21 protein-coding genes are annotated in these 25,244 nt (G+C 56.0%); 7 read left to right on the top strand and 14 right to left on the bottom strand.

The genetic code is table 11. The annotated features are described in order from the left end of the window. Positions 1-385: 385 nt before the first annotated feature. The 3 genes from nspC to NYE24_RS31575 form a co-directional block, all read right to left on the bottom strand. Positions 386-1,522, bottom strand: coding sequence for a carboxynorspermidine decarboxylase (gene nspC, locus NYE24_RS31585; RefSeq protein ID WP_341027863.1), 1,137 nt, complete (start codon positions 1,520-1,522; stop codon positions 386-388). A gap of 26 nt (positions 1,523-1,548) precedes the next feature. Continuing rightward, positions 1,549-2,748, bottom strand: a complete 1,200-nt coding sequence (locus NYE24_RS31580; protein ID WP_342477526.1) for a saccharopine dehydrogenase family protein — start codon at positions 2,746-2,748, stop codon at positions 1,549-1,551. Positions 2,749-3,272: 524 nt separating this feature from the next. Next, positions 3,273-4,124, bottom strand: a complete 852-nt coding sequence (locus NYE24_RS31575; protein WP_342477525.1) for an AraC family transcriptional regulator — start codon at positions 4,122-4,124, stop codon at positions 3,273-3,275. Positions 4,125-4,265: 141 nt separating this feature from the next. Here NYE24_RS31575 and NYE24_RS31570 point away from each other — a divergent pair, with 141 nt between their 5' ends. Then, a complete protein-coding gene (locus NYE24_RS31570) occupies positions 4,266-6,089 on the top strand; it encodes a DapH/DapD/GlmU-related protein (protein ID WP_342477524.1) in 1,824 nt (607 codons plus the stop codon). 164 nt (positions 6,090-6,253) lie between these two features. Here the strand turns inward: NYE24_RS31570 and NYE24_RS31565 are convergent, their stop codons facing one another. After that, complete coding sequence (locus NYE24_RS31565) at positions 6,254-6,460, bottom strand: hypothetical protein (RefSeq protein ID WP_036702456.1); 207 nt, start codon at positions 6,458-6,460, stop codon at positions 6,254-6,256. A gap of 19 nt (positions 6,461-6,479) precedes the next feature. Further along, a complete protein-coding gene (locus tag NYE24_RS31560) occupies positions 6,480-7,097 on the bottom strand; it encodes an ATP-dependent Clp protease proteolytic subunit (RefSeq protein ID WP_268748828.1) in 618 nt (205 codons plus the stop codon). A 137-nt stretch (positions 7,098-7,234) separates the two neighbouring features. Between NYE24_RS31560 and NYE24_RS31555 the strand changes: the two genes are divergently transcribed. Continuing rightward, entirely contained in the window at positions 7,235-8,005 is a 771-nt protein-coding gene (locus NYE24_RS31555; protein ID WP_342477523.1) for an RNA polymerase sigma factor, read from the top strand. 55 nt (positions 8,006-8,060) lie between these two features. Further along, complete coding sequence (locus NYE24_RS31550; protein WP_342477522.1) at positions 8,061-8,960, top strand: NAD-dependent epimerase/dehydratase family protein; 900 nt, start codon at positions 8,061-8,063, stop codon at positions 8,958-8,960. Here NYE24_RS31550 and NYE24_RS31545 read toward each other — a convergent pair. Continuing rightward, on the bottom strand, positions 8,940-11,021 hold the full coding sequence (locus tag NYE24_RS31545) for a methyl-accepting chemotaxis protein (protein WP_342477521.1): 2,082 nt from the start codon (positions 11,019-11,021) through the stop codon (positions 8,940-8,942). The two genes, NYE24_RS31550 and NYE24_RS31545, sit on opposite strands and share 21 nt — an antisense overlap. Before the next feature lie 495 nt (positions 11,022-11,516). Between NYE24_RS31545 and NYE24_RS31540 the strand changes: the two genes are divergently transcribed. Further along, complete coding sequence (locus tag NYE24_RS31540; protein WP_342477520.1) at positions 11,517-12,086, top strand: YdeI/OmpD-associated family protein; 570 nt, start codon at positions 11,517-11,519, stop codon at positions 12,084-12,086. A gap of 611 nt (positions 12,087-12,697) precedes the next feature. Here the strand turns inward: NYE24_RS31540 and NYE24_RS31535 are convergent. The 8 genes from NYE24_RS31535 to NYE24_RS31500 all read right to left on the bottom strand — a co-directional run bounded on the left by NYE24_RS31535 (position 12,698) and on the right by NYE24_RS31500 (position 21,823). After that, positions 12,698-12,871, bottom strand: coding sequence for a hypothetical protein (locus NYE24_RS31535; protein ID WP_342477519.1), 174 nt, complete (start codon positions 12,869-12,871; stop codon positions 12,698-12,700). Positions 12,872-12,945: 74 nt separating this feature from the next. Then, on the bottom strand, positions 12,946-14,118 hold the full coding sequence (locus NYE24_RS31530) for an amidohydrolase family protein (RefSeq protein ID WP_342477518.1): 1,173 nt from the start codon (positions 14,116-14,118) through the stop codon (positions 12,946-12,948). Continuing rightward, the gene (locus NYE24_RS31525; RefSeq protein ID WP_036702467.1) at positions 14,115-14,894 is read right to left on the bottom strand and encodes a glucosamine-6-phosphate deaminase; all 780 of its coding nucleotides are present in this window, start codon (positions 14,892-14,894) and stop codon (positions 14,115-14,117) included. Before NYE24_RS31525 ends, NYE24_RS31530 begins: the two co-directional genes overlap by 4 nt. Before the next feature lie 125 nt (positions 14,895-15,019). Beyond that, positions 15,020-16,663 carry a helix-turn-helix domain-containing protein gene (locus NYE24_RS31520; protein WP_342477517.1) on the bottom strand — a complete coding sequence of 548 codons (1,644 nt, stop codon included), beginning with the start codon at positions 16,661-16,663 and terminating at the stop codon, positions 15,020-15,022. Next, positions 16,656-18,482, bottom strand: coding sequence for a histidine kinase (locus tag NYE24_RS31515; protein ID WP_342477516.1), 1,827 nt, complete (start codon positions 18,480-18,482; stop codon positions 16,656-16,658). Before NYE24_RS31515 ends, NYE24_RS31520 begins: the two co-directional genes overlap by 8 nt. Positions 18,483-18,606: 124 nt before the next feature. Beyond that, positions 18,607-19,968: an extracellular solute-binding protein gene (locus NYE24_RS31510; RefSeq protein WP_036702475.1), complete on the bottom strand. Its 1,362-nt coding sequence runs from the start codon at positions 19,966-19,968 to the stop codon at positions 18,607-18,609. A gap of 63 nt (positions 19,969-20,031) precedes the next feature. Further along, positions 20,032-20,820, bottom strand: a complete 789-nt coding sequence (locus NYE24_RS31505; protein WP_051494135.1) for a carbohydrate ABC transporter permease — start codon at positions 20,818-20,820, stop codon at positions 20,032-20,034. A 67-nt stretch (positions 20,821-20,887) separates the two neighbouring features. Then, positions 20,888-21,823, bottom strand: a complete 936-nt coding sequence (locus NYE24_RS31500; protein ID WP_036702478.1) for a sugar ABC transporter permease — start codon at positions 21,821-21,823, stop codon at positions 20,888-20,890. Between the two features lie 292 nt (positions 21,824-22,115). Between NYE24_RS31500 and NYE24_RS31495 the strand changes: the two genes are divergently transcribed. Genes NYE24_RS31495 through NYE24_RS31485 form a run of 3 tightly spaced genes read left to right on the top strand, consistent with a single transcriptional unit; the run spans position 22,116 to position 25,167 of the window. Beyond that, positions 22,116-22,880, top strand: a complete 765-nt coding sequence (locus NYE24_RS31495) for an SIS domain-containing protein (RefSeq protein WP_076157894.1) — start codon at positions 22,116-22,118, stop codon at positions 22,878-22,880. Continuing rightward, on the top strand, positions 22,877-24,688 hold the full coding sequence (locus NYE24_RS31490) for a family 20 glycosylhydrolase (protein WP_342477515.1): 1,812 nt from the start codon (positions 22,877-22,879) through the stop codon (positions 24,686-24,688). The genes NYE24_RS31495 and NYE24_RS31490 overlap by 4 nt, the downstream gene beginning before the upstream one ends. Beyond that, entirely contained in the window at positions 24,688-25,167 is a 480-nt protein-coding gene (locus tag NYE24_RS31485; RefSeq protein WP_342477514.1) for a GNAT family N-acetyltransferase, read from the top strand. Before NYE24_RS31490 ends, NYE24_RS31485 begins: the two co-directional genes overlap by 1 nt. Positions 25,168-25,244: the final 77 nt, after the last annotated feature.

Here is a 25,244-nt window from a genome sequence, read left to right as displayed (position 1 = left end):
GTTCAGCGTAGCCTCTCAGCTACGGTTACAAGTTTTTTTCCTTGCATATCCGACAGGCCTCCCCAGATAAGAACGTCATCTTTCCGCCCGCGCCTGCCCAAGTCTACGGCTACAGCACTTGGCAGCTTTGGATTTTGTCATGTGTGGGTGACTCATCCGGCTGCAGCCGCCTCTAATTGGATTCGTGTACCTCAGGCCGTGCTTTTGCCTCCGGCTTCCTTCAGATTCCACCTCACGGTAGACACCCTTGCCCTTGGCTAACGGTAGGCGCTTGCCAGCCCCCGCTCGGGACTTTCACCCTAAAGATGACGCCCATGCTGGGCGTACCACAAAAACGCCCCCTCAGCCAAGCTGAAGGGGCGCTTCTATTATTATCATCAACCGATTAAGACAACCGGCCGCTGAAGTCACTATATTCGAACTCGCGGATCACCTTGAGGCCTTCTTCTTCATTATAAGAAGCGATAGCCGGGAGGTTCACGCCGTTGAACATGTGGTTCTTCACCATGGAGTAATGCGCCATGTCGGTGAAGATCAGCTTATCGCCGTATTTCAGCGGTTCCGGGAAGGAATAATCACCGATCACATCCCCTGCCAGGCAGGTCATGCCGCCAAGCCGGTAGGTGTGGGCGAATTCGCCCGGTTCTCCGGCACCGAAGATGCCCGGACGATAAGGCATCGCCAGCACATCCGGCATGTGGCATTCAGCCGAGGTATCGAGAATCGCGATATCCATGCCGTTATGCATGGTGTCGAGTACCGTAGCAACCAGATAACCAGTGTTCAAGGCAACGGCCTCTCCCGGCTCCAGATAGATCTCCACGTTGTACGTCTCTTTCATATGCAGAATGCACTTGATCAAGGTGTCGAGATCATAGTCAGGACGGGTAATATGATGCCCGCCGCCGAAGTTCAGCCATTTCATCCCGTGCAGGTACTGGCCGAATTTCTCTTCTACAACCCTCAGCGTACGCTCCAGCGTATCCGAGTTCTGCTCACACATCGTGTGGAAATGCAGGCCGTCAATGCCGTCCAGCTCGTCCGGCCGGAAGTTCGGCAGGGTTACGCCCATACGGGAGAAGTTGTAGCAAGGATCATAGAGCGGCACTTCAATCTCGGAATACTCCGGATTGACGCGAATCCCGCAGCTAATCTGCTTCGGCGCGTTCTGCACGCGCTGCTTGAACCGGCTCCACTGGTCGAACGAGTTGAATACTATATGATCGCTGTAGCGAAGCAGCTCATCGAACTCACGGTCGACATAAGCGGGTGCATAGACATGGACCTCTTTGCCCATCTCCTCGAAGCCCAGCCGGGCCTCGAACAGAGAGCTGGAGGTTACGCCATGCAGGTACTTGCCGACCAAAGGGTACATGGCGTGCATGGAGAAGCCTTTTTGCGCAAGAAGAATCTTGGCTCCGCTCTTCTCCTGCACATAATTCAGGGTCTCCAGGTTCTTCGTCAACAGCCGTTCATCCACCAGATAGGCAGGGGACGGCAGATTGCTGATATCTATATCGATGTCCTTGTTCTTCATGGCCATGCGCCTTAATCCAGCAGCGTCGGCGAGAAATTTTCTTGCCAAGGCAGGCCGTGTTTGTTAAGTGCATCCATGAACGGATCTGGATCGAACTCTTCGATATTGTGTACACCCGGTTTGTTCCAGATCCCTTTGATAATCATCATCGCCCCGATCATCGCAGGAACACCGGTAGTGTAGGAAATGGCCTGTGAGCCAACCTCTCTATAGCACTCTTCGTGATCGCAGACATTGTAGACATAATAGGTCTTAGGCTGACCGTCTTTGGTTCCTTGAATGATACAGCCGATATTGGTTTTACCTTTGGTTCTTGGTCCCAGGGAAGCCGGGTCAGGCAGAATAGCCTTCAGGAACTGCAAAGGAATAATCTCTTTACCTTCATAATTAATAGGCTCGATAGAAGTCATGCCCACATTCTCAAGTACCTTCAGGTGGGTCAGATAGTTCTGCGAGAAGGTCATCCAGAAGCGGATCTTCTTCACGCCAGGAATGTTAACAGCCAGTGATTCTAACTCTTCATGGTACAAAAGGTAGATATCCTTCGGGCCGATCTCCGGGAGATCGTATACTTTCTTCTCAGACAGCGGCGCGGTCTCAATCCACTCGCCATTCTCGAAGTAACGTCCGTTCGCAGTAATCTCGCGGATATTAATCTCAGGATTGAAGTTGGTGGCAAACGGATAACCGTGGTCGCCCGCGTTCGCATCCACAATATCAATCGTATGAATCTCGTCAAAATAATGCTTCTGCGCATAGGCCGTAAATACTCCGGTTACGCCAGGGTCGAAGCCGCTGCCGAGCAGCGCTGTAATTCCGGCCTGCTCGAATCTTTCCTTGTACGCCCATTGCCAGGAATATTCAAACTTCGCAGTATCCTGCGGTTCGTAGTTGGCTGTATCTACATAGTGCACTCCGGTAGCCAGGCAGGCATCCATGATCGTCAGATCCTGGTAAGGAAGAGCCACATTAATCACGACATCCGGCTGGAAGCTCTTGATCAGCTCAATGACTTCTTCCGTGTTGTCAGCATCCAGCTTGGCCGTAGAAATCTTAGTCAGGCCCCCGTCCAGCTTCTCTTTGAGCGCATCGCACTTCGACACCGTACGGCTGGCAATGCAAATCTCTTCGAATACATCCGGGTTCTGGCAGCATTTATGAACAACAACGCTCGCTACACCGCCAGCGCCAATAATTAACGCTTTTCCCAAATTAATAACCCCCTAATTATGCTTAAGTTATTAGTTATTAGCCTTGCTGCTCTGGAACAGGCTACATCCTATGAAAAATCAACAACGCTGATTATACAGAAACTTTCTCAATAAATCAATAAAATCCGACAAAAACTGTGATCTTCCGTGTAAAATCTGCAGTTTTCTACATTAATACTCTGTAATTCACTTCATTGCACTGAAATCCTTCGTTTTCCTTCGCTTTTAACCTTAATAAATGGAGAACCAGCTTAGGGTCCCTTCCACATTTCAGTCCATCAGGCCAACCGGATAATTATATCACAACGGCGGTGTTGTTCAACTTTTTATTTTAAATTTAAGCAAGGCAGCCGGACAAAAGTGCAAATGAGGCACATTATAATAACTTACCCGTTTTTCGATGCCGTTAACTGATAAGTGTAAAGGTCGCCCAATGTTGACTAATCTGATCCGGTCCGGTCCATTCGTTTATTATGCGTAACCCTGCCTTTCCCATACCTCTGTCATACCTGGGCGTTGCGGGATTAACTAGACCTTATCGCAGACGGCGGTTGTCCGCTGATCTGCTTGAAAGCTTTGCTGAAATGAAACTCATCGCTGTATCCGCAGGCGGCCGCAATCTCCTTCAGGGTTAGCCTGGTATACAGCAGCTGCTTCTTCGCATGCTCATAGCGGATCTCACTTAAATACCCTTTGGGACTCTTGTGCAGATATTGCTGAAAAAGACCGCGCACATACGAGGAGGATATGCCGTAGCGCACCGCCAGCTCATGGATCTGTAAGGGTTCACTGTAGCGCCGCTCCAGCTCCTCCTTCATCCGTAAGAATAATTCGTATCCCTGCCCCCGGTCAGGATGGCCGCCCTCCTTAGCCTGAAATAATTCGTACAAAAGCTGATAGAGCAGCGCCTGAGTCTTAAGCTGGCTTCCGGGACTGCCGGGAACAAAGTCGCCAGCAATCCGGCGAAACAGCTCACCCAGCGCTCTCCCCGGCTCCCTCCCGGGCTTCAGGCGGAACGGCAAGGGCAGTTCATGAAGCGGCTCTACCCTCCCCTGATTGTCCGCTGAAGGCGACAATGTATACAGCGAGAGCAGGATCATGGTGATCCGCAGTGGCATCCCGCCTCCGCTGTTCATCTCCATGGACAATCCCGGACGGAGATAGAACAGCATGTCCGGCGACACCGGATGCTCCTCTGTGTCTGTCCGGAACACTCCTTCCCCCTCCTGAATCCAATACAGGCTGTGGACATGTATATTCTGACGGATATCCCTCCAGTGCGGAAAGGTAGTCTTGTCATGAATCCAGTGGATATCCATCACCAGATTCTGCGGAATCTCCACCATATATAGCTCCTCCGTTTCTCGGCCTGCCATTTACAAGGATGGGATCAATCAGGGATTCATTTCTGAAGCGTTTTTGACATGCCAGTTCTGTTCATTATACCATGCCACTCCCCTGCATTCATTGCTACACTTAGGACATTAACGGCTGGAATGATGAAGGAGAGATACCAGATGACTGAAACCTTGTCCACTACGGCACAAGCCCTGGATTACATGCCTTGGATTGGCCTGTCCGAACAAGAAAGGCTTCAGCAGGACCGGCACCAGCAGCAGCTTGCTGCCGATTATCCCTGCACCTTCGGGGAAGCCTGCTTCGTCTCGCCGCAAGCCATTGTGCTGCCGGATCAGCTAACGCTTGGCGACCGGAGCTACATCGCCGGAGGTGCGATTGTCCGCAGTACACGGCTGATCACAGGCAGCGATTGCTCTATTAACAGCTATAGTATATTGTCAGGCGATATTACCATGGGGAATGGCGTACGGATCGCTTCCCATGCAAGTCTATACGGCTTCAATCACGGCTATGCTGTGACGGATGTTCCGGTCTTCCGCCAACCTTTGACAGTTAAGGGCATTGTCATAGGAGATGATGTGTGGATCGGGGCGAATGCCGTGATTCTTGACGGAGTGCGTATCGGCTCGCACAGCATTGTTGCGGCGGGGGCGATAGTGACCCGCGATGTACCGGCGTACAGCATTGTCGGCGGCAATCCGGCCAAGCTGATCCGCAGCCGTCTGGCCGGGGAGACTGTGACAGAAGATCATAAGGAGGATGAAGCAATGGAGATGGAAGAGCAGGCTGGCGAATACGCAGAGCATCTAGCGAATGCGCAGGGAACGTCGTCTGCTGAATACGAGACAGATACCGCTAAGCTTGAAGGTGCGGGAATGGGTAGCGGGGTACTGCCGCTTGGCGGAGCGGAGCCTGCTCCTTCAAGCCTGTATGAGCAGCTCGCGAATTTCAGCAAGCAGGTGCAGGAGCAGCTAACTCCCCTGCTTGCGTTCTACTCCGAAACGATAGAGGGAGAGAAGCTGTTCCGGGACCGGCCTGGAGCGGGGCGGACTGTAAGGGCGTACTGCGATGCTGTGGAAATTGCTGCGATGTTCGGCAGTCTGCCGCCCGGCTGGACGAAGGAGGAGCTGACCGCCACATTACACCAGTTCCAGGACAGCGGGACCGGATTATTGCCCGACCCGTGGTCGCCGCCCGGACCGGAGGATCAGCCGGAGCTGTTAACCGATCATCTCTCGCGTTATCATCTTCTCGCTGTAGGCTACGCGCTAGAGGTGTTAGGTTCTGCTCTAACCTATCCCGTAGCCGTGGCCGAGAATATGGATACCGCCACACTGTATCAGCAGCTTGATAGTCTGCCCTGGGCGGACAATGCCTGGGGCGGCGGCGACTGGATTGATTGCTATGCTACCGGGCTGTATCACAATCTGAAGTCCTTCGGCTCCGGCAAGCGCCCGGATGATCTGTTCGGCTGGCTGGCGACGCACTGCAGCCGGGACTCCGGGCTGTGGGGTCTGCCTACTCCGGAGGAGAGCTGGCTGCAGCCGGTGAACGGCTTTTACCGGCTTACCCGCGCTACCTATGCACAGTTCGGCCTGCCTCTGCCGTACCCGGAGCAGAGCATCGATACCGTGCTGGCTCACAGCCGGGACCGCCGCTTCTTCCGCCTGGACGCGCTGAATGCCTGCAACGTGCTGGATGTCGTCCACCCGCTCTGGCTCTGCCTGAAGCAGAGTGATTACCGGCAGGCGGAGATTCGCGCTTGGGCAGAGAAGCTGCTCGGCGAAGTGCTGCCCTTCTGGGTTCCCGGACGCGGCTTCGCCTTCCAACTGTCGCGGCAGCAGGAGACCGGCCTGCAGGGCACGGAGATGTGGCTAAGCATTATCTGTCTGCTGGCGGACTTGTGCGGGTTAAGCTCAGCCCTGGACTACTCCCCGAAGGGAGTTCACCGACTGGAGCCTGCCTTCTCGTTATCGGTATAAACGCGGCTTGCGCCCACAAGGCGGCTTGAACTTATTTTCATAAGTGGAAACGGCGGATTTGCCGTTCTTTTAAACGGTACCGTTTCAGTGAGAAAACCCCGTCGTCTCCGCTCGTTCTAAGCAGAGATGACGGGGTTTTGTTCGCTTTTACATACAGCTTCCGATTATTGCCCGAAGCCGACGCGCGGACGCTCGCGTTCCTTGGTCTGCAGCTCTACCGCCCGGATCGAGGTAATGGGAATGTAGAGGGTCTGATACTCCGTACTGTATTTCACGAACCGTTCATCCAGCTCCTCCAATACGCCACCTCTAACACTTGTACCATCCAAAAAATGAATATGAACTTCCTGTCCCTTCAGCGCTTCCAGCATGCTCTTCCTCTCCTTCGTCTCACAAATGGGTGATGATGGTGTCAATAATTCCGTATTCCAGTGCCTCCTCAGCCGACATGAAGTAATCCCGGTCCATATCCTTCTCCACCTTCTCCTTCGGCTGGCCGGTCCGCTCAGCGGTGATCCCGACAATCTTCTCACGGATCTGAAGAATACGTCTGGCGCTGATCGCAATATCGCTGGCCTGCCCCTGCGCCCCGCCATGCGGCTGATGGATCATAATCTCGCTGTTCGGCAGGGCCGATCTTTTGCCAGTGGCTCCCGCAAGCAGCAGCAGTGAAGCGAATGAAGCAGCAAAACCGGTGCAGATCGTGTTGACTTGAGGTTTAATTACCTGCATCGTATCATAAATACCGAAGCCTGCGGTAGTTGAACCTCCCGGGCTGTTAATGAACATCTGAATATCCTTCTCCGGCTCATCGGCCGCGAGGAACAGCAACTGCGCAATAATGCTATTAGCCAGCCCGTCATCAATTGCCGCACCCACGAATACAATCCGGTCCTTCAGCAGCCGGGAATAAATATCATAGGACCGCTCTCCTTGGGCTGTCTGTTCAATCACATAGGGGATTACGCTCATTCTGGTGTGCCTCCTCTGATCTGTTTTAGTGTGGATACCCTGTAAACGGTCCACCCGCACGAAAAGATACGGTGGGCGGAAGAGGTGCGGAAATAGCGGGGTGCGTATCTTTTACATTGTGCTGTTCGTTTATATAATAGAAGCAACGCAACCCATCGAAGGAGAGGGCCACTATGACGATTATTGAACATCACCGGACACCGGATACGATAGCCATGGATACAAGACATCTTCAGGAGCTGGGAACAACGCTGCAGCGCTACTGCCTGTCGCTCACCCGCTCCCGCTTCGACGCCGACGATCTGGCGCAGGAGACCTGGGCCAAAGCGCTCGGCTACCGCAAATTCACCATCAGCCCCAATCCCGAAGCCCTGCTGCTGCGGATTGCCAAGAATACCTGGATTGACGCTTCCCGCCGCCGGGGGTCGCTCATCCGTGCCATGGAACGGTCTGGAGTGTCAACCGATCCAGCTTCTGCTGCGGCAGCCCTAGAGGAGCTGACCGGGACGGAGCTGACCTTTCAGGCGCTGCTCGCCCATCTCTCGCCGCCGCAGCGGACCGCCTGGGTCCTCCGCGATGTGCTGGGGTATTCAGCCGCCGAGTCCGCCGGACTCTTGGCTACGACGGAAGGCGCGGTCAAAGCAGCGCTGCACCGTGCACGCCAAGCCTTGAGCAAGGTCCGGGAGGAGCTGATCCAGCATGAAGGTCCCGCGCTTCCGCAGGATGCCGATTACCGGGGTTATCTGCGGGCGCTGGCTGAGGCCTATGAGCAAGGGCAGATTCCAGTATTGCTGGAGCTGCTCCGCCAGGAGAACGCCGGGGAGGTAACCGCTGCTGTAAGCAACTTTACCGTTCAGTCCGTGTATTCCATGTATACAGACAACACCAGATACGCCTATACCCAGGGAGCACCTGCATACGGCGGGCTTCAGATGGCTGCATAATACGGATGAATGGAGCAGTGGCTCTGCTCTGATTATAACTTAGGAGAGTGAACCCATGAAGAAGGTGCTTGTGCTTGGAGGAACGAGATTTTTCGGCAAAAGACTGGTGGAGCTGCTGCTCCAGGACCAGGACAGCGAGGTCACCATCCTGACGAGGGGGCTAACTGAGGATACCTTCGGTGAGCGTGTGACCCGGCTGGCTGTGGACCGGACGGATGAAGCGGCGCTTGAGCAAGCTATCGGGGATACTTTATGGGATATCGTCTACGATAATATTTGCTACACGCCGGATGAGGCGGCTGCTGCTGTGCGGATCTGGGCCGGGCGGACCAAGCGGTATATCCTGACTTCCAGCTTATCCGTGTACGATCCGCAGCCGGAGGCGCTGGCTGAAACGGACTTCGATCCTTGGCATTATCCGCTGAAGTCTGGCGGAAAGACGGAAGTCAGTTACCAGGAAGGCAAAAGGCAAGCCGAAGCGATTCTGCTTCAGACAGCGGATTTCCCGGTGGCTGCGGTACGTTTTCCGATTGTGCTGGGCACAGATGATTATACGCGCCGGCTGCATTTTCACATCGAGCATGTTCTGGCAGGTCAACTGATTGGCATTCCTAATCCGCAGGCGGAGATCTCGTTCATCCGTTCGGACGAAGCGGCTGATTTCCTGCATTGGCTGGGCCGGGAGGGCTCAGCTGTCACGGGGCCGGTGAACGCCTGCTCGGACGGCACCCTGACCATTGGCAGCGTTATTTCCATCATCGAACAGATCACGGGAAGGACGGCTGTCGTCCAGTGTGAGGCGGCGGAAGCAGAGCAATCCCCTTTTGGCATCGGTGCATCCTGGTTCATGGATACGGCAAAAGCCCGCTCGGCGGGCTTCAGCTTCCTATCCTTATCAGAGTGGTTCCCGGAGCTGGTCTCGTCGCTGACCCATTCACTTCGCCAGGACCAGTAGTTCCTCTTCCAGCTCTTTGGAGATCTCTTTCTGCGGTTCGTTAACAAATGTACTCAGGCCGGGCGCAGGCTTATCCTGCACCGGTATTCCCGCAGGCAGGGGCCGTTGAATTTCGGCTTCTGCCTTTTTTCTCGTCTGTTGCGTGAGGTTCTTATGCATCTCCTGCTGTGGCTTGGCCTGGATATGCTCTTCTGTCTTCGCTTGCGCCTTCACTTTCGATGCCTGCACCCTTCCGCGAACCGTTGTATCTGCATGTGCTGAACTTGAATCTAAATCTGAACTTGGTGCTAATTCTAGCTCAGACGCTGCTTCCTGCTCGAATCCAGCCTCAGCAGCCTCCGGTATTTTGAACACATTGATCTCCCGGAACAGCTGCTGCGAGATTTCATTAATCTCCCCGGCCTGCCTTGCAATGTCCCCGATGGCCTGATCCTGCTGGGTGCTGGAAGCGTTAACCTCCTGAACTCCGGCCGCCGTCTGCTCAGCTACAGCCGCAACAGAATGTACAGATTCGGCAAGCCGTGAATTGAGGGTACGGGTCTGTTCCACCTTGAGGTGAATTTGCCCGATCTGTGTGCTGATGCCTGTAATCGATTCGTCGATAGCGGCGAAGGAAGCCAGGGTCTGCTCCACCTGATGGTCCTGCTGCTCCAGGCTGTCCCGGGTCTCCAGCATATGTCCCTGGAAATCCGCCATACCGGCCCCAAGCTCCTGAATAATCCTGCTGATATTCACCGAGGAGTCATTCGTCTGTACGGACAGCTGCCGGACTTCATCGGCAATCACCGAGAAGCCTTTGCCTGCTGCTCCCGCTCTGGCAGCCTCGATGGCCGCATTCAGCGAGAGAATATTCGTCTGCTTCGAGATTTCGGTGATTGAATGGGTAATGCGCGAGATATCCTTGGACTGGTTCACCAGCTTGTCCAGCGCACCATACACCTTGCCGATGGATTCCCGGGACTGACGGGAGCTGTGGCGCAGAGCCGTAACGGTATCCGAGCCCTGCTGTCTGTTCCGGTTAGCCGCTTCACTTGTAGTCAGCATTACATCGGTATAGTCAGTAATTTCCTGGACCCCACTGGCCAGCTCCTCCAGGAGCTGCGTGCTCTGCTCCGACTGGCTGGCCTGCTGGTCTGCCCCAAGCGAAATCTCCTGTATAGTTCTTACAATATTCTGGTTCGTATGCGCTGTAACGGCCGAAGACTCCTCAAAAGATTGCGCGTAATCGGCAAGCGAACCTGCCGCAGACAAGGTCTGCCGCAGCATCTCCTGTACCCTGCCGACCATATGGTCGAAATGATGGCTCAGCTGTCCCAGCTCGTCATTGTACGGGGAGTTAATCTGCTGCCGCAGATCGCCCTCCGCGATCTGTCTGAGCGCCGCCTGAAGCTTGCGCACTGGTGACAGGAACGAGCGGATCAGCAGCCAAGCGAGCATCAGCATAAACAGGGAGACTGCGATCGCAGCGTACATCACGATGGATACGGTATCATCCAGCAGAGCGAAGGAGACCCCCTGGGCCTGATCGGCATTGGCAGCGGCAGCGGTGTACAGCTCACCGTTAGTCTTTAGCATGTCCTGATTCAGCGCAAGCGCTTTTGTATGTATACCATCTATGGTCTCCAGTACACTCAGCGGATCAAGGGTCTCGTCCGATATCGTCGTTACCAGTTCTTTCGTTAGAGCGCCATATTCTTTTGCTTGTGCAGACAGTAGCTTATAACTGGCAGAAGCAGGCGTACCCTGTTCAAAATTCACCTTGACCAGCTCCGCAGACAGCTGCTGCTGCTTCTCCTGCAACGGTTCGGCCTGCTCCAGGTCACTGGATTCCGCCAAGGAAGTCTCCGCACGGTTCAGCTCCTGCAACTGCTGGGTGATGGTTGAGACCGTAATTCTATTCTCCATTTCGCTCTTCTGCCGTTCCATGGATTGCTCGACCTGCTTGATTTTATGTCCCTGGTACACAGCCACGCCCAGAAAAATAAGTGTGATCGCCGAGAAACTCAAGATCAGCTTCCATTTCATCGAAAAGTGCAGCGGATTCCCCTTCAAAAGTATCATCCCTTCATATCCAGCCTGATTTTGCAATAGGTATATTCTGCTAATACTCTCTAATTGTAAAAGCCGGATATTAATTGTCCTCCTATGTTATGTATGCGTAGCGTAAAGATTCTGTTGCGAAACTGTTAACAAATGTGCAGAATTTAAGGAATGACAGGACTAATTGGACTAATAAGACTATTGGATAGGAACACGGCTTATTTGTACGGGACGATTGGGCCGGTGGGTGTCAGAGAGACAAGGTGTGACAGCAGCGGCATGCCCGGTTGTTGTACAAATTGCAACTTTGATATACCGATAAAAGGGTAATTCTAAAGATTGTTGCATGAATTGCAGGAATATCGCCGCCCAGCCCCTTAGAGAAGAGGGAATGCTGCCTTTAGTGCAATATTTTTAGATTAGGATTAGTTTAATGAGGGAGAAGTTGTATAATATGCAGCATTTGTATCAGCAAGGGAGCAGAGGGCATACGCCAGAAGGGACTGAATAGGGACTATGAGTATAGAAAACAAGCTTGCAGCTACAACAAGGGAAGAATTAAGAGATTGGCTAATGGCGAACAGCAGCACAGAGGCTTCTTGCTGGGTAGATGTCAGTCTCAAGCCGCTCCCGGGGACGATACTGTATCTGGACGCCGTGGAAGAAGCGCTGTGCTTCGGCTGGATTGACGGGGTGAAGAAGGCGGCGGCTGACTCGAAGCTGATACAGAGATTATCCCCGCGCAGCAAGCGCAGCTCATGGACCGAGCTGAATAAGGAGCGCGTCCGCCGCCTGGAGAAGCTGGGACTGATGCGCGCCGAGGGACGGCGGGTCCTGCCGGATATGGATGTAGAAGCTTTTCGAATTGATCCCGTGATTGAACAGAGATTGAAGGCAGACGAGCAGGTGTACCGCCATTTCCTGGCCTTCCCGGCGCTGTATCAGAGGGTGCGGATCGACACTATTCAGAGCTACATCCGCCAGCCGGAGCTGTTCGAACGCAGATTAGACAAATTCATAGAGAATACCCGTGTGAACAAAATGTACGGACAATGGCATGACGACGGGCGTCTGCTGGAGTATTAGTTGGGTTGGAGTATAGTTCTGGTGGATTATTAGTTCTGGTGGTGAGGTTGATTTCGGACAAATTGTCCTTACAATTGGAGCATTTAGCTCCCGAATGGTTTGTGCAAACGGTATGTGTGGGGATGGGTGCATTGTGTGGGGATATGGGAAGGGTGTATTGAAAGTAACTGGGGGTTGCTCTACATGATAGATATTACATGACGAAGATTACATAATGCATATTAGTTGGAAAAACGTATCTTATTCTAGGTCCTTTGGAGTGTTTGCGGAAATTAATTGGATTTATGACATTTATGTTCGTGCGAACTCCCTCTAAGGCTCTGATGCCAGCATATTAAGTGTCGTTTATCCAACTACGGCTCGCTATGCCCCCTTCCGCCCCTGAACAAGTGCCCAAAATCCAACTGTTCCCTGCGGCAGGGGTTGAGGTTGACGGTGAGGCTGGTGCTGAGGTTGATGGCGAGGCTGGTGCTGAGGCTAATGCAGATACATATGTTGATGCTGAGGCAGCTTGTGGTCCAGGTGCTGGCGCAGACGTTGACGCTAGTGCGGACATATTGCGGATGCTAGTGCGGGTGTATTCAGAAAACCGAATACATTTACTATTAATGTTACTGGCGTGGTGCAGACGCTGGCGCAACAGCCATGTCCTTGTCCTCGCCCTGTCCTTGCCTTGCCTTGCCCTGCCCTGCCCTGCCCTGCCCTGCCCTGCCCTGCCCTGCCCTGCCCTGCCCTGCCCTGCCCTCGCCCAGCACTTGCCGCTCCCGCCCTCTGTAATCGCTCAATTTGAGCGATTCACTTACATATCATAACAGGCCCCCATAACCGGGGGCCTGTGCACAACTTACCGCCGCGCCGCTCAGTCCCGGCGGTACACCCAGCCGCCGCCCTGGCACAGCGCTGCCAGCGCAAGCCCGGCACCGCCCGGCCCGGTCCGGCGGATCAGCGCCAGATCGGCCGGTGCCCCGGCCGCCAGGCCCGCCGCCGCCGGCAGGGCCATGAAGCCTGCCGGGCGCACGGACGCCATGTCCCAGGCGTCCGGCAGCGCGACCAGGCCCGCGGCGCTGAGGCGCGCGATATGGCGCAGCAGCATCTGCGCCGAGCCCGCCAGCAGCCCGGGCTCGCCGGCGAGATGCAGCCGGCCCGCCGGGGTCAGCACGACACGGCCGCCGACCGGCGTGTCGTAGCTGCCGGGCGCCAGCCCGGCCAGGGCAACGGCATCGCTGACCAGCAGTGCCCGCTGGCCCTTGACCTTCATCGCCACCTTCAGCACCTCCTCCGGGAGGTGGAAGCCGTCGGCGATCAATGTGCACCACAGCTCATCTGCCGCGAGCTGGGTCCACAGGTAGTTCGGATGGCGCGGCAGCATAGCATGCGCGCCATTGCCCAGATGCGTGGACAGCCGCGCTCCGGCGGCTACCGCTCCGGCAATCTGCGCGGCATCCGCTGACGTATGCCCGATGGAGACGGTGATCCCCTGCCGGACGCAGTGGCGGATGAACTCTGCGCTCCCCTCCCACTCGGGGGACAGCGTCACGATGGCGAGGCGCCCGCCAGAGGCCGCCTGCCACTGATCGAGCAGGGCCGTGTCCGGCGGCCGGATATGCTCCAGGGCATGCGCCCCGCGCGGACCGTCCTCCGGCGAGAGGAACGGGCCCTCCAGATGGATGCCCTTAATGGTCGCCGCGCTGGCTGCATCCTCGTCACAGGCCCGGGCAATAGCCCGCATCGCCCCCAGGATGGTATACGGCGCGCCGGTAATCACCGTAGGGTAACAGGCGGTCACACCTTCCCGCCATACCGCGCGGACTGCCTTCTTGACATCCTCTGCCGTCAGTGCCGGATGATTGAAATCATGTCCGCCATAGCCGTTGATCTGCAGATCGACAAGCCCCGGAGCCACCAGCGGCAGCTCTGCCTGTTCCTCCAGCGTCAGCCGGGTCTCCAGCGGTTCGATAGCAGCAATTAAGCCCTCCTCCACCGTAAGCCGGACCGGCTCGCCCGTCCGGTAATGCAGCGCCTCCAGCTTCATGAGAAGACTGCCCCGAACGAGTCGGTATCCAGGAACATCCGGCAGTCCCCATGCCCCCGCAAGATGGTGGACGGACATGCCGTAGAGACGGATTCATGCAGCGTCCGGGTCACCGCACCGCGCTTGGAAGCGCCCGGCACCATGCAGAACAGCCATTGCGCGGACAGTAGCACCGGTATCGTAAGCGTCAAGGCCTGCTGCGGCACTTCCTCCAGACTGGCAAAACACCCGTCATTCACCTGCTGCCTCCGGCAGATATCATCCAAGACCACCAGCTTCACAGGAAGCGGATCAGCGAAATCGGCTACCGGCGGATCATTGAACGCCAAGTGGCCGTTCTCCCCGATGCCAAGGCAGACTATATCGATAGGCGCTTCTGCCAGCAGCCGCCCGTAACGCCTGCATTCCGCTTCGCTACCTGCGGCAGGACTCAGATAATGAACCGTTCCCGGCCGGACCTTGTCGAACAGCGCCTCCCGGAGGAAGCGGCCGAAGCTCTGCGGTGAGCCTGCCGGCAGGCCGGTATATTCATCCATATGGAATGCGGTAATGCGGCTCCAGTCCAGCTCCTTCGCAGTGGCAAGCTCAGCAAGGAATTCGTTCTGCGAAGGGGCGGCGGCGAAGACGATCCGCACCTGCGCTTTGGAGGCCAGCAGCGCCCGGATGGCTGCCGCCGCCTCACGCCCGGCAGCAGCTCCAAGCTGTGCACGGTTTTTGTATACACGGACAAGCATAGCACCCGACAGCTCGGTGTGAATCGGTTTGATCGTCAGCATGGGTAGTGCCTCCTTGCTTCAGGGGGTTGTGTGAATCGGTTTGATCGTCAGCATGGGTAATGCCTCCTTACTTCAGAGGGTTGTATGAATCGGTTTGATCGTCAGCGTATGAATCGGTTTGATAGTCAACATGGGTAGTGCCTCCTTGCTTCAGGGGGTTGTGCGGAACGGTTGCCTTCCTCTCCCCGGAATTCTCCGGGCGTAGCTCCAGTATGCAGCTTGAACAGCTTCGTGAAATAGCTCTTATTCTCATACCCAAGCCGCTCGGCAACCTGCTCCACACTTTGCGGAGACTGGTCCAGCCATTCCTTGGCCTGCTCCATTTTGATATGGGTAACGTAGTGGATGAAGCTCATTCCGGTCTCCTTCTTGAACAGACGGCTGAAATAGCTCGAATTCAAATGCGTATATTCCGCCACCTCCTCCAGGGTGATTTTCCGGTTCAGATGGCGGTCTACATATTGCTTCACCTTCTTAATCTCCTCCCGGCGGGTCTCCTGGTACATCTCGCGGATATAAGGAAGCCGTTCGTAGAAGAAGGCCAGGGACCATGTCTCCAGCGTGCCGATATCGTCGATATCCGCCAGGGTATCATGCAGCAGCTCCAGCGAAAAAGTGGACTGGAACTGCTGGCGGGCCATCAGCCGCATCTGATTGTCATAGAGCAGCTTGAGCATCCATTCCTTCACCTGGCGCGGGGCATAACGCTTCAGACGGATGTGGTCCATCCATTGGGTCAGCAGCTCCGCAAGCCTGTCCGCTGATTCCTCCAGGAAGGCATCGCGGATCTCGTGCGCAGCTTCGGCGTAATGGGTGAACAGGTCCTCCTCCGTGAACGGCGGAAGCTCCTTCAGTCCGGCCAGCCCGCCGGGCTTCAAGTAGAAGGCATACTCCCGGCCTTGGGTTAACAGCTCTATCAGCCCCTCGCGGAAATAACCGCTGCCCGCCGGGATACACAGGTATTGAAAGGACGCCCTCACCCCCGGCACGGCTTGAATGGCTGAACGCAGCCTGCCGAGCATGGAGATGTGTCCGGCCTCTGCCCCGTTCCCCATACCGCCGGTGAAGACCAGTACACAATCACGGCCGCTGTAGGGCAGACATAGGGCGGCATTATTGTCCTGATACACCGACTCAGCCGCCGCTGCCACCAAGGACATCCGCGCAAGCTCTTCCCCTGGAGCCTCCCCGCTGTCTCCGCTGATCCGGCAGAGCACAGCGACATGGGCTGTGAGCTCAGGCAGAATGCCCAGCTCGGCAGCGTCACTCTGCCACTCGCTGCCTGGCAGCTCCCGGGCAATGATCCGTTCCAGTACCCGTTGCTTCAGCAGCCCCTTTTGATGCTCGGCCATGCTTTTCCATTTCAGCGTCTGGGCCTTCTCCTCGTCCCTGCGGCGCAGCTCCCCGCCCAGCTCCCGGAGCAGGGTGATGATCAGCTCTCGGCTCATCGTCTCCTTCAGAATATAGTCGCTCACCATCAGCTTGACCGCCTGTTGCGCATAGGTGAAGTCATCCATGCAGGACAGCACAACCACGCGCACCTCCCCGCTTCGCAGCTTCAGCTCGCGGATCAGCTCCAGACCATCCATATACGGCATGCCAATGTCTGTAATCACAATATCCGGCATGTCCGCCCCGGCCTTCTCCAGAGCGACCAGACCGTTCTTGCAGGCCGAATGCAGCGTGAATCCAAGCTCGTCCCAGGGAATCATTGCCGACAGAAAATCCAATACCGGCTGATCATCATCCACCAGCATTACGCTATACATCCCTACCACGCTCCCTTTCCTCAGCCTGATCCGGAATCTGCACGGGCAGCACGAACCGGAAGGTTGTCCCCTCGCCGGGCCTGCTGTCCATCGTAATCTGGAAGGCTGAACCGTAAGTCAGATGCAGACGTTCATAGACATTGGACATTCCGATGTGGGCCAGCCTGCCAGGCGGCATCGCTTCCTTGCCCGGCGGCTTGGAGCTTAGCCCGGCGTGCAGGCGGCTCAGAGTGACCTCATCCATCCCCTGACCGTTGTCTTCTATCTCAATGAACAGCCGGTGATTCTGCGTCCAGGTTCGGATCAGAATACGCCCGCCCCCTTGGCGCAGCCCATGAATATAGGCATTCTCAATGACAGGCTGAAGCAGGAAGCGGGGGATACGGACACTGAGGCTCTCGGAGGTACAATCAGTATCCAGCGCCACCTCCTCGGACTGGCGGAAATTCAGCAGCTCCACATAGCTCCTGACAATATACAGCTCATCATGCAGCGTAGTGTATTCATCCCGCTGTTGAATCGTCATACGCAGCAGCCGGGAGAGCGAGAAGAGCAGTTCCGCATTCTCCTCATCTCCCCGCATCATAATGCGCAAGCGGATCGAGTTCAGGATATTGAACAGGAAGTGGGGATTAATCTGCGATTGCAGCATCGCCAGCTCCGCCTTGCGCTTCTGTGCCTGCTCTTCCTTGATCTGAAGTACCATCCCTTCTACCCGGTCCAGCATATGATCGAAGGATTTGCCCAGCCGCCCGATCTCATCATAGCCCCGGACTCCCGAACGGAGGCCGAGCTCCCCCCGGTCCACCCGCGCCGCCACCTGATCGAGCCGGATAACCGGCTTCGTGAACTGCCTGACCAGCAGCACCAGGATCAGCAGGAAAAAAGCGCCCGACACCACCTGCACCGCCGTACTCCAGCGGTGGGTCGCGCTGATCCGGCTGACCGCCTCACGGTAAGGCGACAGGCTGACAATCCGGTAATTGCCGTAAGGGATCTCCAGACTGCTGAGCAGATACTGCTCCCCCCGGTAATCGATGAAGCTGGAAGCGGCGGCGGGCTTCACGGCATCCATAAGTGAGAACGGCCGGCCCAGCAGGGACTTGTCCCGGGCGGCAATCACCGTTCCGTCCGGCGCAATCAGCAGGGTCTGCTGTCCCTTCCCGCTATCACTCAAGATCTGGCTGATCCGGCTCTCGGCGATACTGATTATTACCGTAGCGTAGGTTGAACTGGAGGACAGCTTGAGATTGCGGGCAATCGTAAGCACCTGCGGGCTGCCGGCTGCTGCGGTCGGGATATAGTTATCAATTACGCCTGCCCAGTACAGCTCGAAGGCAGGCTGCTTGCGGGCGGTATCCATCCAGGGCTGCTGGAGCAGTGCCCCGACATCGAGCTTGGCGTAGGAATAATTGGAGTAGTATTGCCCGTCCGAGGTGAGGACGGTCACGAACGTTTTTTCCATCATGGAGGTCACGCTGACCAGCTTGTCGGTCACCTCTTTGAAATCCAGGATATGCCTGGCTGTATCAGGCTGGTGCAGCTTGCTGCGCTGCCAGTTTTCTTTGAGAATAAGTGTGATGCCGGGATCGAACTGGATATAATTCGCCACCAGCACCATATTGCTGAAGAGGTTCGAGATGTACAGGCTCTCCTGCTCCAGCGAACGGCGTTCATTCTGAATCACCTGGGAACGGAGGATATGCTCTGTGTAGGAATTGGAAATATACAGGGTAATAGAGGCGGGAAGCAGCAGACAGAGCAGGGAAGCGACGAGCAGCTTATTGCGAAAACCGAGTCTCCATCCTCTTAGCAGCAATGGCCATCCCCCTTCACAATCAGACTATCGTGTCTATGCTTCTATCATATCAGCTTTCCGCCTCAAGCAGCTGATTTCACCGCAGGATTTCAGGTAAAATCCGGCCGTTTAGCCCTGCCAATTTTTACTTATTGGCATCCACAATCTTCTGCAGCTCCGCCTGCGCTTTGCTGATCGTAGTCTCCAGATCCTGCTGCTTCAGGATGAACAGCTCGGTCTCTTTGGTAAAGGCCGTTTCCAGCTCGCCCTGGTAGGTCGGCGGCACACTTAAGGGAGCAGGCTTCGCATTCTTGATCACATAGGCCAGTGAGGTTTCGTCAATGTTGTCCGGGCTCATGGCCTTGGTTTTGACGCCTGCAATGAACTGGTCCACATCCTGCTTCTTCCAGGCGGAGTATACATTCTGCATCTGCTCGCCCTCCGTGGAGTACCAGCGGATGAAATCATACGCTTCCTGCTGATGCTTCGACTTTTCCAGAATTCCAACGTAGTTGCCGTTAGCAATACTGACCCCGCTCGGTTCTCCTGCACTGTTCGAAGGCATCGGCGCGAACGCGGTGGTGAACGTAGCCGGGAACTCCTCCGACCCGCCGGCTTCACCGATCATCCAATTGCCGGTCACGATCATCGCGGCATGTCCGGTGAAGAATTCTGAGCGGTATGCGAGCTTCTGGGAGATCGTATCGGCATACGGTACGGCCACTCCGGATTCCTCAGCCTTATTGCGCAGCTCCAGAGACTTGCGGATGCCCGCGCTGTCAATATTTACGATACCGTTATTGACCAGATTATTGTCCTTCTCCTGGTTGATGATTCCGAGCTCCCAGTACATGGCCCAGGTATGGAAATAGGTGCCGAAGGTCTTGGAGGGGCCAGTGCCGCTGGTCAGTTTGGCTGCATAATCGAGATAGTCGTCCCAGCTCCATTCCGTCGGAACGGCTAACCCTGCCGCATCCAGCTTGTCCTTGTTCAAGAGGACGAAATAATTCTCAAGCGTATCCGGGAGTGCATACACCTTGCCGTCCACGGATGGATCAATCGTGTATTCGTCAGCCAGCGTGATCCCTTCCTTGGTGATCAGGTCATTCAGCGGAGCCAGCAGGCCAAGTCCGGCACGCTGTGAATAGTCGGTGGCTCCGGGCATGAACACCACATCCAGGTTCTCGCCGGAAGCCACGAGCAGATCCAGCTTTTTCATGCCAGCCACAGAGTCCCCGTTGTCGGCAAGCTCGACATATTCCAGGGTGACGCCCGGATGTGAGTCCTCATAGGCCTTCAGCACAGGCTCCATATCCGCCGCAGGGGACCAGTTGGCCACCTTAATCGTTACCGGTTCTGTGGAAGGTGCGGCACTTTCCCCTGCCTCCGGTGCAGCCGTACTACCAGCAGCGGGAGCTGCGCCATTGGTGTTGTTTGAATTGCCGCAGCCCGCCAGGGCTACCAGAAGCACGACGATCCATACCAGAGCGAACACATTCTTTTTCATCAATAACACCCCTTCTAATGTGGTTTACACCCGGTTATGCAGTTTCCGGGAATCTGCCCGCCCTCACCCCTTCACCCCCCCTAAGGAAATACCTTCGATAACCTGCTTCTGCCCAAGGATGAACACAATCAGCAGCGGGACAATAGCCGAGACCGAAGCCGCCATAATCAGCGAATAGAAGGCGCCGTTGCGGTCGGCGAAGGCGTTCATCCCAAGCTGTAGCGTGTAGAGCGTCTTACTGTTCAGGAAGACCAGCGGCGTCTGAAAATCATTCCAGGTCCAGATAAACCGCAGAATCGCATACGTGGCAATCGCGGGCCGGACCAGCGGGAACAGAATGAAGGTGAAGATGCGCAGATGGCCCGCACCGTCAATCTGTGCCGATTCGATATATTCGTTCGAGAGCGAAGCGAAGAACTGGCGGAGCAGGAAGGTGCCCAGCACGCTGAACCCGCCCAGCAGGATCAGGCCCAGATGCGTATCGTACAGGCCCGTGGAACGGAAGATGATGAACAGCGGCACCAGTGTGGCTTCCGCAGGAATCATATAGGTTGCCAGCACCAGTACGAACAGTGCATTTCTGCCGGGGAAGCGGATTTTGGTGAAGCCGTAGGCGGCCATGCTGGACACTCCCACAGACAGGAGCGTGGTGAGCGCCGTGACCTTGATTGAGTTCCAGTAATAGAGCGTGAAGTTGGCTTTGCCGAACCAGACGGAATGATAGTTGAAGGACGCCCGCAGGGTCTGCGGAATCCATTCAATCGGATACTTGAAGACATCGGCCTCCGGCTTAAGCGAAGCAGACAGCATCCATATAAAAGGAAGCAAAAACACGATCCCCAGCAGCGCCATGATCAGGGTGATGATGGCTTTTCCCCAATCCAGATTGCCTATTCTCACAGGTGTGCGCCTCCCTTCTCTAGTAATTGACCCAATAGCGCTGCCCCAGCCACTGCAAGCCGGTAATGGCCAGCACGATGACGAACAGAATCATAACCATGGATGAAGCATACCCGGTCTGAAGATCGACGAAAGCCGTCTGGTACATGTCATATACGACAACAGAGGTGGAATGGGCCGGTCCGCCGTCCGTCAGCACCTTGACCAGAGCGAAGGATTTGAAATTGCCGATAATCCCGGTCACCAGCAGGAAAAAGGTGGTCGGCGTCAGCAGCGGAAAAGTAATTGAGCGGAACTGGGCCAGCTTCGAGGCGCCGTCGATCGTCGCCGCTTCATACAGATCGGCAGGAATATTCTTGATTCCGGCGATATAGATAATCAGCGAGACCCCAAGATCGATCCAGATCATCAGCAGCATGACCGAAGGAAGCGCGTAGGTCGGATCGGCCAGCCATTTGGGCGGATGGTCCACGCCGAGCGCTGACAGGAAGCCGTTAACCGGACCGTACGAAGGATGGAAGAGCACCTGCCACACGACCGCTACCGCGACGACACTGGAAATCTGAGGCATGAAGTAGATGACTTTAAAAGCACCCGGCGCGTACACATGACTGGTGATAATCACCGCCAGAATCAGCGCGATCCCCATTCCGGCCGGTACGGCAAGCAGCATTATGAAGTTATTGCCCAGCGACTTCAGGAACACCTCATCCTGCATCAGCTGGCGGAAGTTATCAAAGCCATTGAAACGTATCTTGTCGAACCCGGTGACAAATGACCATTTGGTGAAGCTGAGCACGAAGGAGAATATCATAGGAATTAGCGTAAATACGAGCACACCCAGCAGCATGGGACCGGTGAACAGGTAACCCATCCCGGCTTCCAGCCGTTTTCTTTTTCTGCTGCCGGCGGTAGGTTTCTCACGGGACTGCGGTAAAGTAACTGACGTCTTCAATGGCTCTGTCCCCCCTCTTGCGTGATCTTATCTCTCATTATAGAAAGGTAAGGCAATAGGCATAAGCCACGATCCTGACCCGTTCGGAAAAATTTTTACCTGACCCTGCATCAATCAGTCAAAAACGGTCCGAAATTGCGCAAAATAGTTGATTTACTGAGGTAGTCCGGTTTGTTATCTTCTAGGCAAGCACCAGCTTAGGCTTACAAAACTTAAAGTGTATGCTTTCGAAGCCAGTTTGGCGAAGAGACCCAGGGGGCTTATGCTTACAAATCTTTTAGGAGGGATAGTGATGAACGTGAAGTCAGATATTATGTCCGCTTATATGGATACTATTGTTGAACTGCTGAATGAGATACGGAGTGAGCCGCGGGACAAGCTGCTGGAGGTGGCGGAGCTGCTCGCCGGGCATATTGCGGAGGACAGGCTGATCTATCTCTACGGACCCGGGGGACACTCCAATATGAATGCTACCGAGGTCTTCTTCCGTGCCGGCGGACTGATGCATATCAGCGCTATTTTAGATGAAGGCACGATGATCTCGAATGGTGCCCTGCGCTCCATGGCGGTTGAACGCACTCCCGGCTATGGCACATTGGTGATCGAAGACAACCGGCTCGGACAAGGAGACATTCTGATCATCGCCAATGCTTACGGGATCAACACAGCCTGTGTCGATGCCGCTCTGGAAGCACGCCGCCGGGGCGTGATCACTATTGCGGTGACCTCCGTGGGCCATGCCGAGGCTACGCCAGCGAATCATATCGCCCGCCACCCCTCGGGACAGAATCTCTACGCACTCTGCGATTATGTTCTGGACAGTAAGGTCAAGCCCGGTGACGCTGCGCTTCACATTGACGGCACCCAGCCGAAGATGGGCTCCACCTCTACCTTCGCTAACGCTTTTCTGCTGAATTCCCTGATGATGACCACTGCCGCCTGCCTCGGGGCAAAAGGGATCGAGGTGCCGGTCTGGCGCAGCGGCAACGCCCCGGGCGGGGACGAGTGGAATAACCGCTTCATTGAGCGCTTCAAAGGCCGGGTACGCTGGCTATGAGCCTGCAGCTGATTCCAGCCCCTCAGGTGGTGCAGAGCCGTGGACCGGAGCCGGTCACCGGGCTTCACGGCTGGGCGGTGCAGTTATGGAGCCCCGGGGAGGATGTCCGGCTAGTGGTGGCGGCTGAACGGATATTCGCCGGGGTAACAGTACATGCTGCTCAGGGCGGCAGCGGTGTATTCGCCCTGGTCACGGAGGGTACCCCGCTCAACCCGCTGCTGGCCCGGCGGGTCGAGGGCAGACATGACAGCTACGTGCTGATTACCGATAAGGACCGGATCGAGCTGTATGCGCTTAGCGCCTCCGGCCTCTTCTATGGGCTGAAGACACTGGAACAGCTGCTGGGGAGCGGCGGCGGTACCGTACCTGCGGTGACGGTTGCCGACTGGGCCGAGCTGCGGCTGCGCAGCGATTATCTGGATCTGCGTACCGTCTATCCTACGTATGAGCATCTGCTGGAGTATATCGCGGAGCTGGCCGATTATAAGATCAATACACTGATTATCGAATATGAGGACAAGCTGCCGTTCCGGGAACTGGCCTTCCTGCGCCATCCCGAGCTTGCTTTCACAGAAGATGAACACCGGCGGCTGCTCAAGACGGCACAGGACCACTTCATTACCGTCATTCCGAAGCAGCAATCCTTCGGACATCTGGAATATATCCTGAAGCATCCGGCCTACATCGGTCTGCGTGAGGTCCCGGAGACCGTGTCAGAGCTGTGCCCGCACCGCGCCGGCTCCTTCGGGATGATGGCCGGGATTCTGGAAGAGGTGGCAGCTCTTCATCCGCACAGCCGCTATCTTCACCTCGGCTGTGACGAGGTCTGGACCCTTGGCACATGCGGGGACTGCAAGCGCTCCGGGCTTACCCCCGAGGCTTCGTTCATCCGCTTCGTCAATCAATTGGCGGAGAAGACGCTCAGCCTCGGCAAACAGCCGATGATCTGGCATGATATGATCATGCAGGCTACAGCAGAGGAGATTGCGGCGCTTGACAAGCGTGTGATCGTGGTCGTCTGGATCTATGGCGGGCACCGGATGAAGGCGGATGCCCGTCAGATTCTCCACAAGCTGCGGGATGCGGGCATCCAGACCCTGGGCGCTTCCTCTGTCCGCTGCTGGGACGATAACGGCGACCAGAATTATCCCGTGATCCATAACCGGATCAAGAATGTGCAGGACTGGATTCAGCTCGCCCGTACCGAGCAGCTGGAGGGCATTATTCATACGAACTGGGGGTGCCCGTTCTCGTTAGGCAGCCCTTACGGATTATTCGAGACCTCACGTTATCCGGCTTTCTTCGCTGCGGAGCAGAGCTGGAACGCCAGAGCGGAGACCGGGACCTTCCTGACACGGTTCCTGCACCAGTTCCACGGCCTGCCTGCGGACCGGCTGAGCTGGGAAGAATGGGCGGATTATGCAGTCACTGACTATTACGCATTGATTCCGCAGCTTCTGCCCGAGGTCAAGAAGAACCGCTTGACCGCTGAGCTGATCGATGCCATGATCCAGTACGAGCTTCCGGCGCAGCGCCGCTCACCGCTGCATACCTTCCTTTTCCGGGGAGCGATGTCGCCGGGCAGCGAGGAAGTGATGACCTTCCTCCGGGACAAATACCGGAGCGGCTATGGCGATCTGCGGCGAGCCAAGCTAAGAATGCAGAGCGTGCTCGCAGAACTGCTTGTGCCGCAGATGTCGGAGCTGTTCATCCGCTCCCGCTTCTACCGGCCTGAACTATTCGAGGCCAACCTGCAAGCCATGATGACCGATCTTGAGATCATAGAACAGAAAGCGGGGGAACCTTGATGCCTGATATGCTTGTGAAGCTATACGATCTGCCGGACAACGGGGCGCTGCTGGAGCGTCTGCGGGGACAAGGCATTGTTATTAAACGGGCGATGACCGGAGATAAGCAGGCCATTGTGGATTTTGTCGGCCGCCATTTCACGGAGAGCTGGCGGAATGAATGCGAGGTAGCCTTCGCCCACCTGCCCGTCCACTGCTATATCGCCGTGAAACAGGGCGAGGTCATCGGCTTCGCCTGTCACGAGGTTGTAGTGAAGAACTTCTTCGGTCCGACCGGGGTGCTGGAGGATTACCGGGGGCTGGGCATCGGGAAGGCCCTGCTGCTGGAATGCCTGTCCGCCATGCACCAGAGCGGCTACGGCTACGCCGTCATTGGCTGGGTCGAGGACGCACTGGCCTTCTATGAGAAGACCGTCGGTGCGATAGCGATCCCTGACTCTTTTCCCGGGGTATTCCGTGACCTGATCAAACTGGGCTGAATCCCGCCCTGATACAGCAAAACAGCGGCACCCCGGGGCTTGACCGTCCCAGGTGCCGCTGTTTTTGTTGAGGATGT

It is taken from the genome of Paenibacillus sp. FSL H7-0350, from assembly GCF_038593195.1.
In the GTDB taxonomy this organism is placed as follows: domain Bacteria; phylum Bacillota; class Bacilli; order Paenibacillales; family Paenibacillaceae; genus Paenibacillus_AQ.
This window is presented reverse-complemented; position numbering and strand designations above follow the sequence as displayed.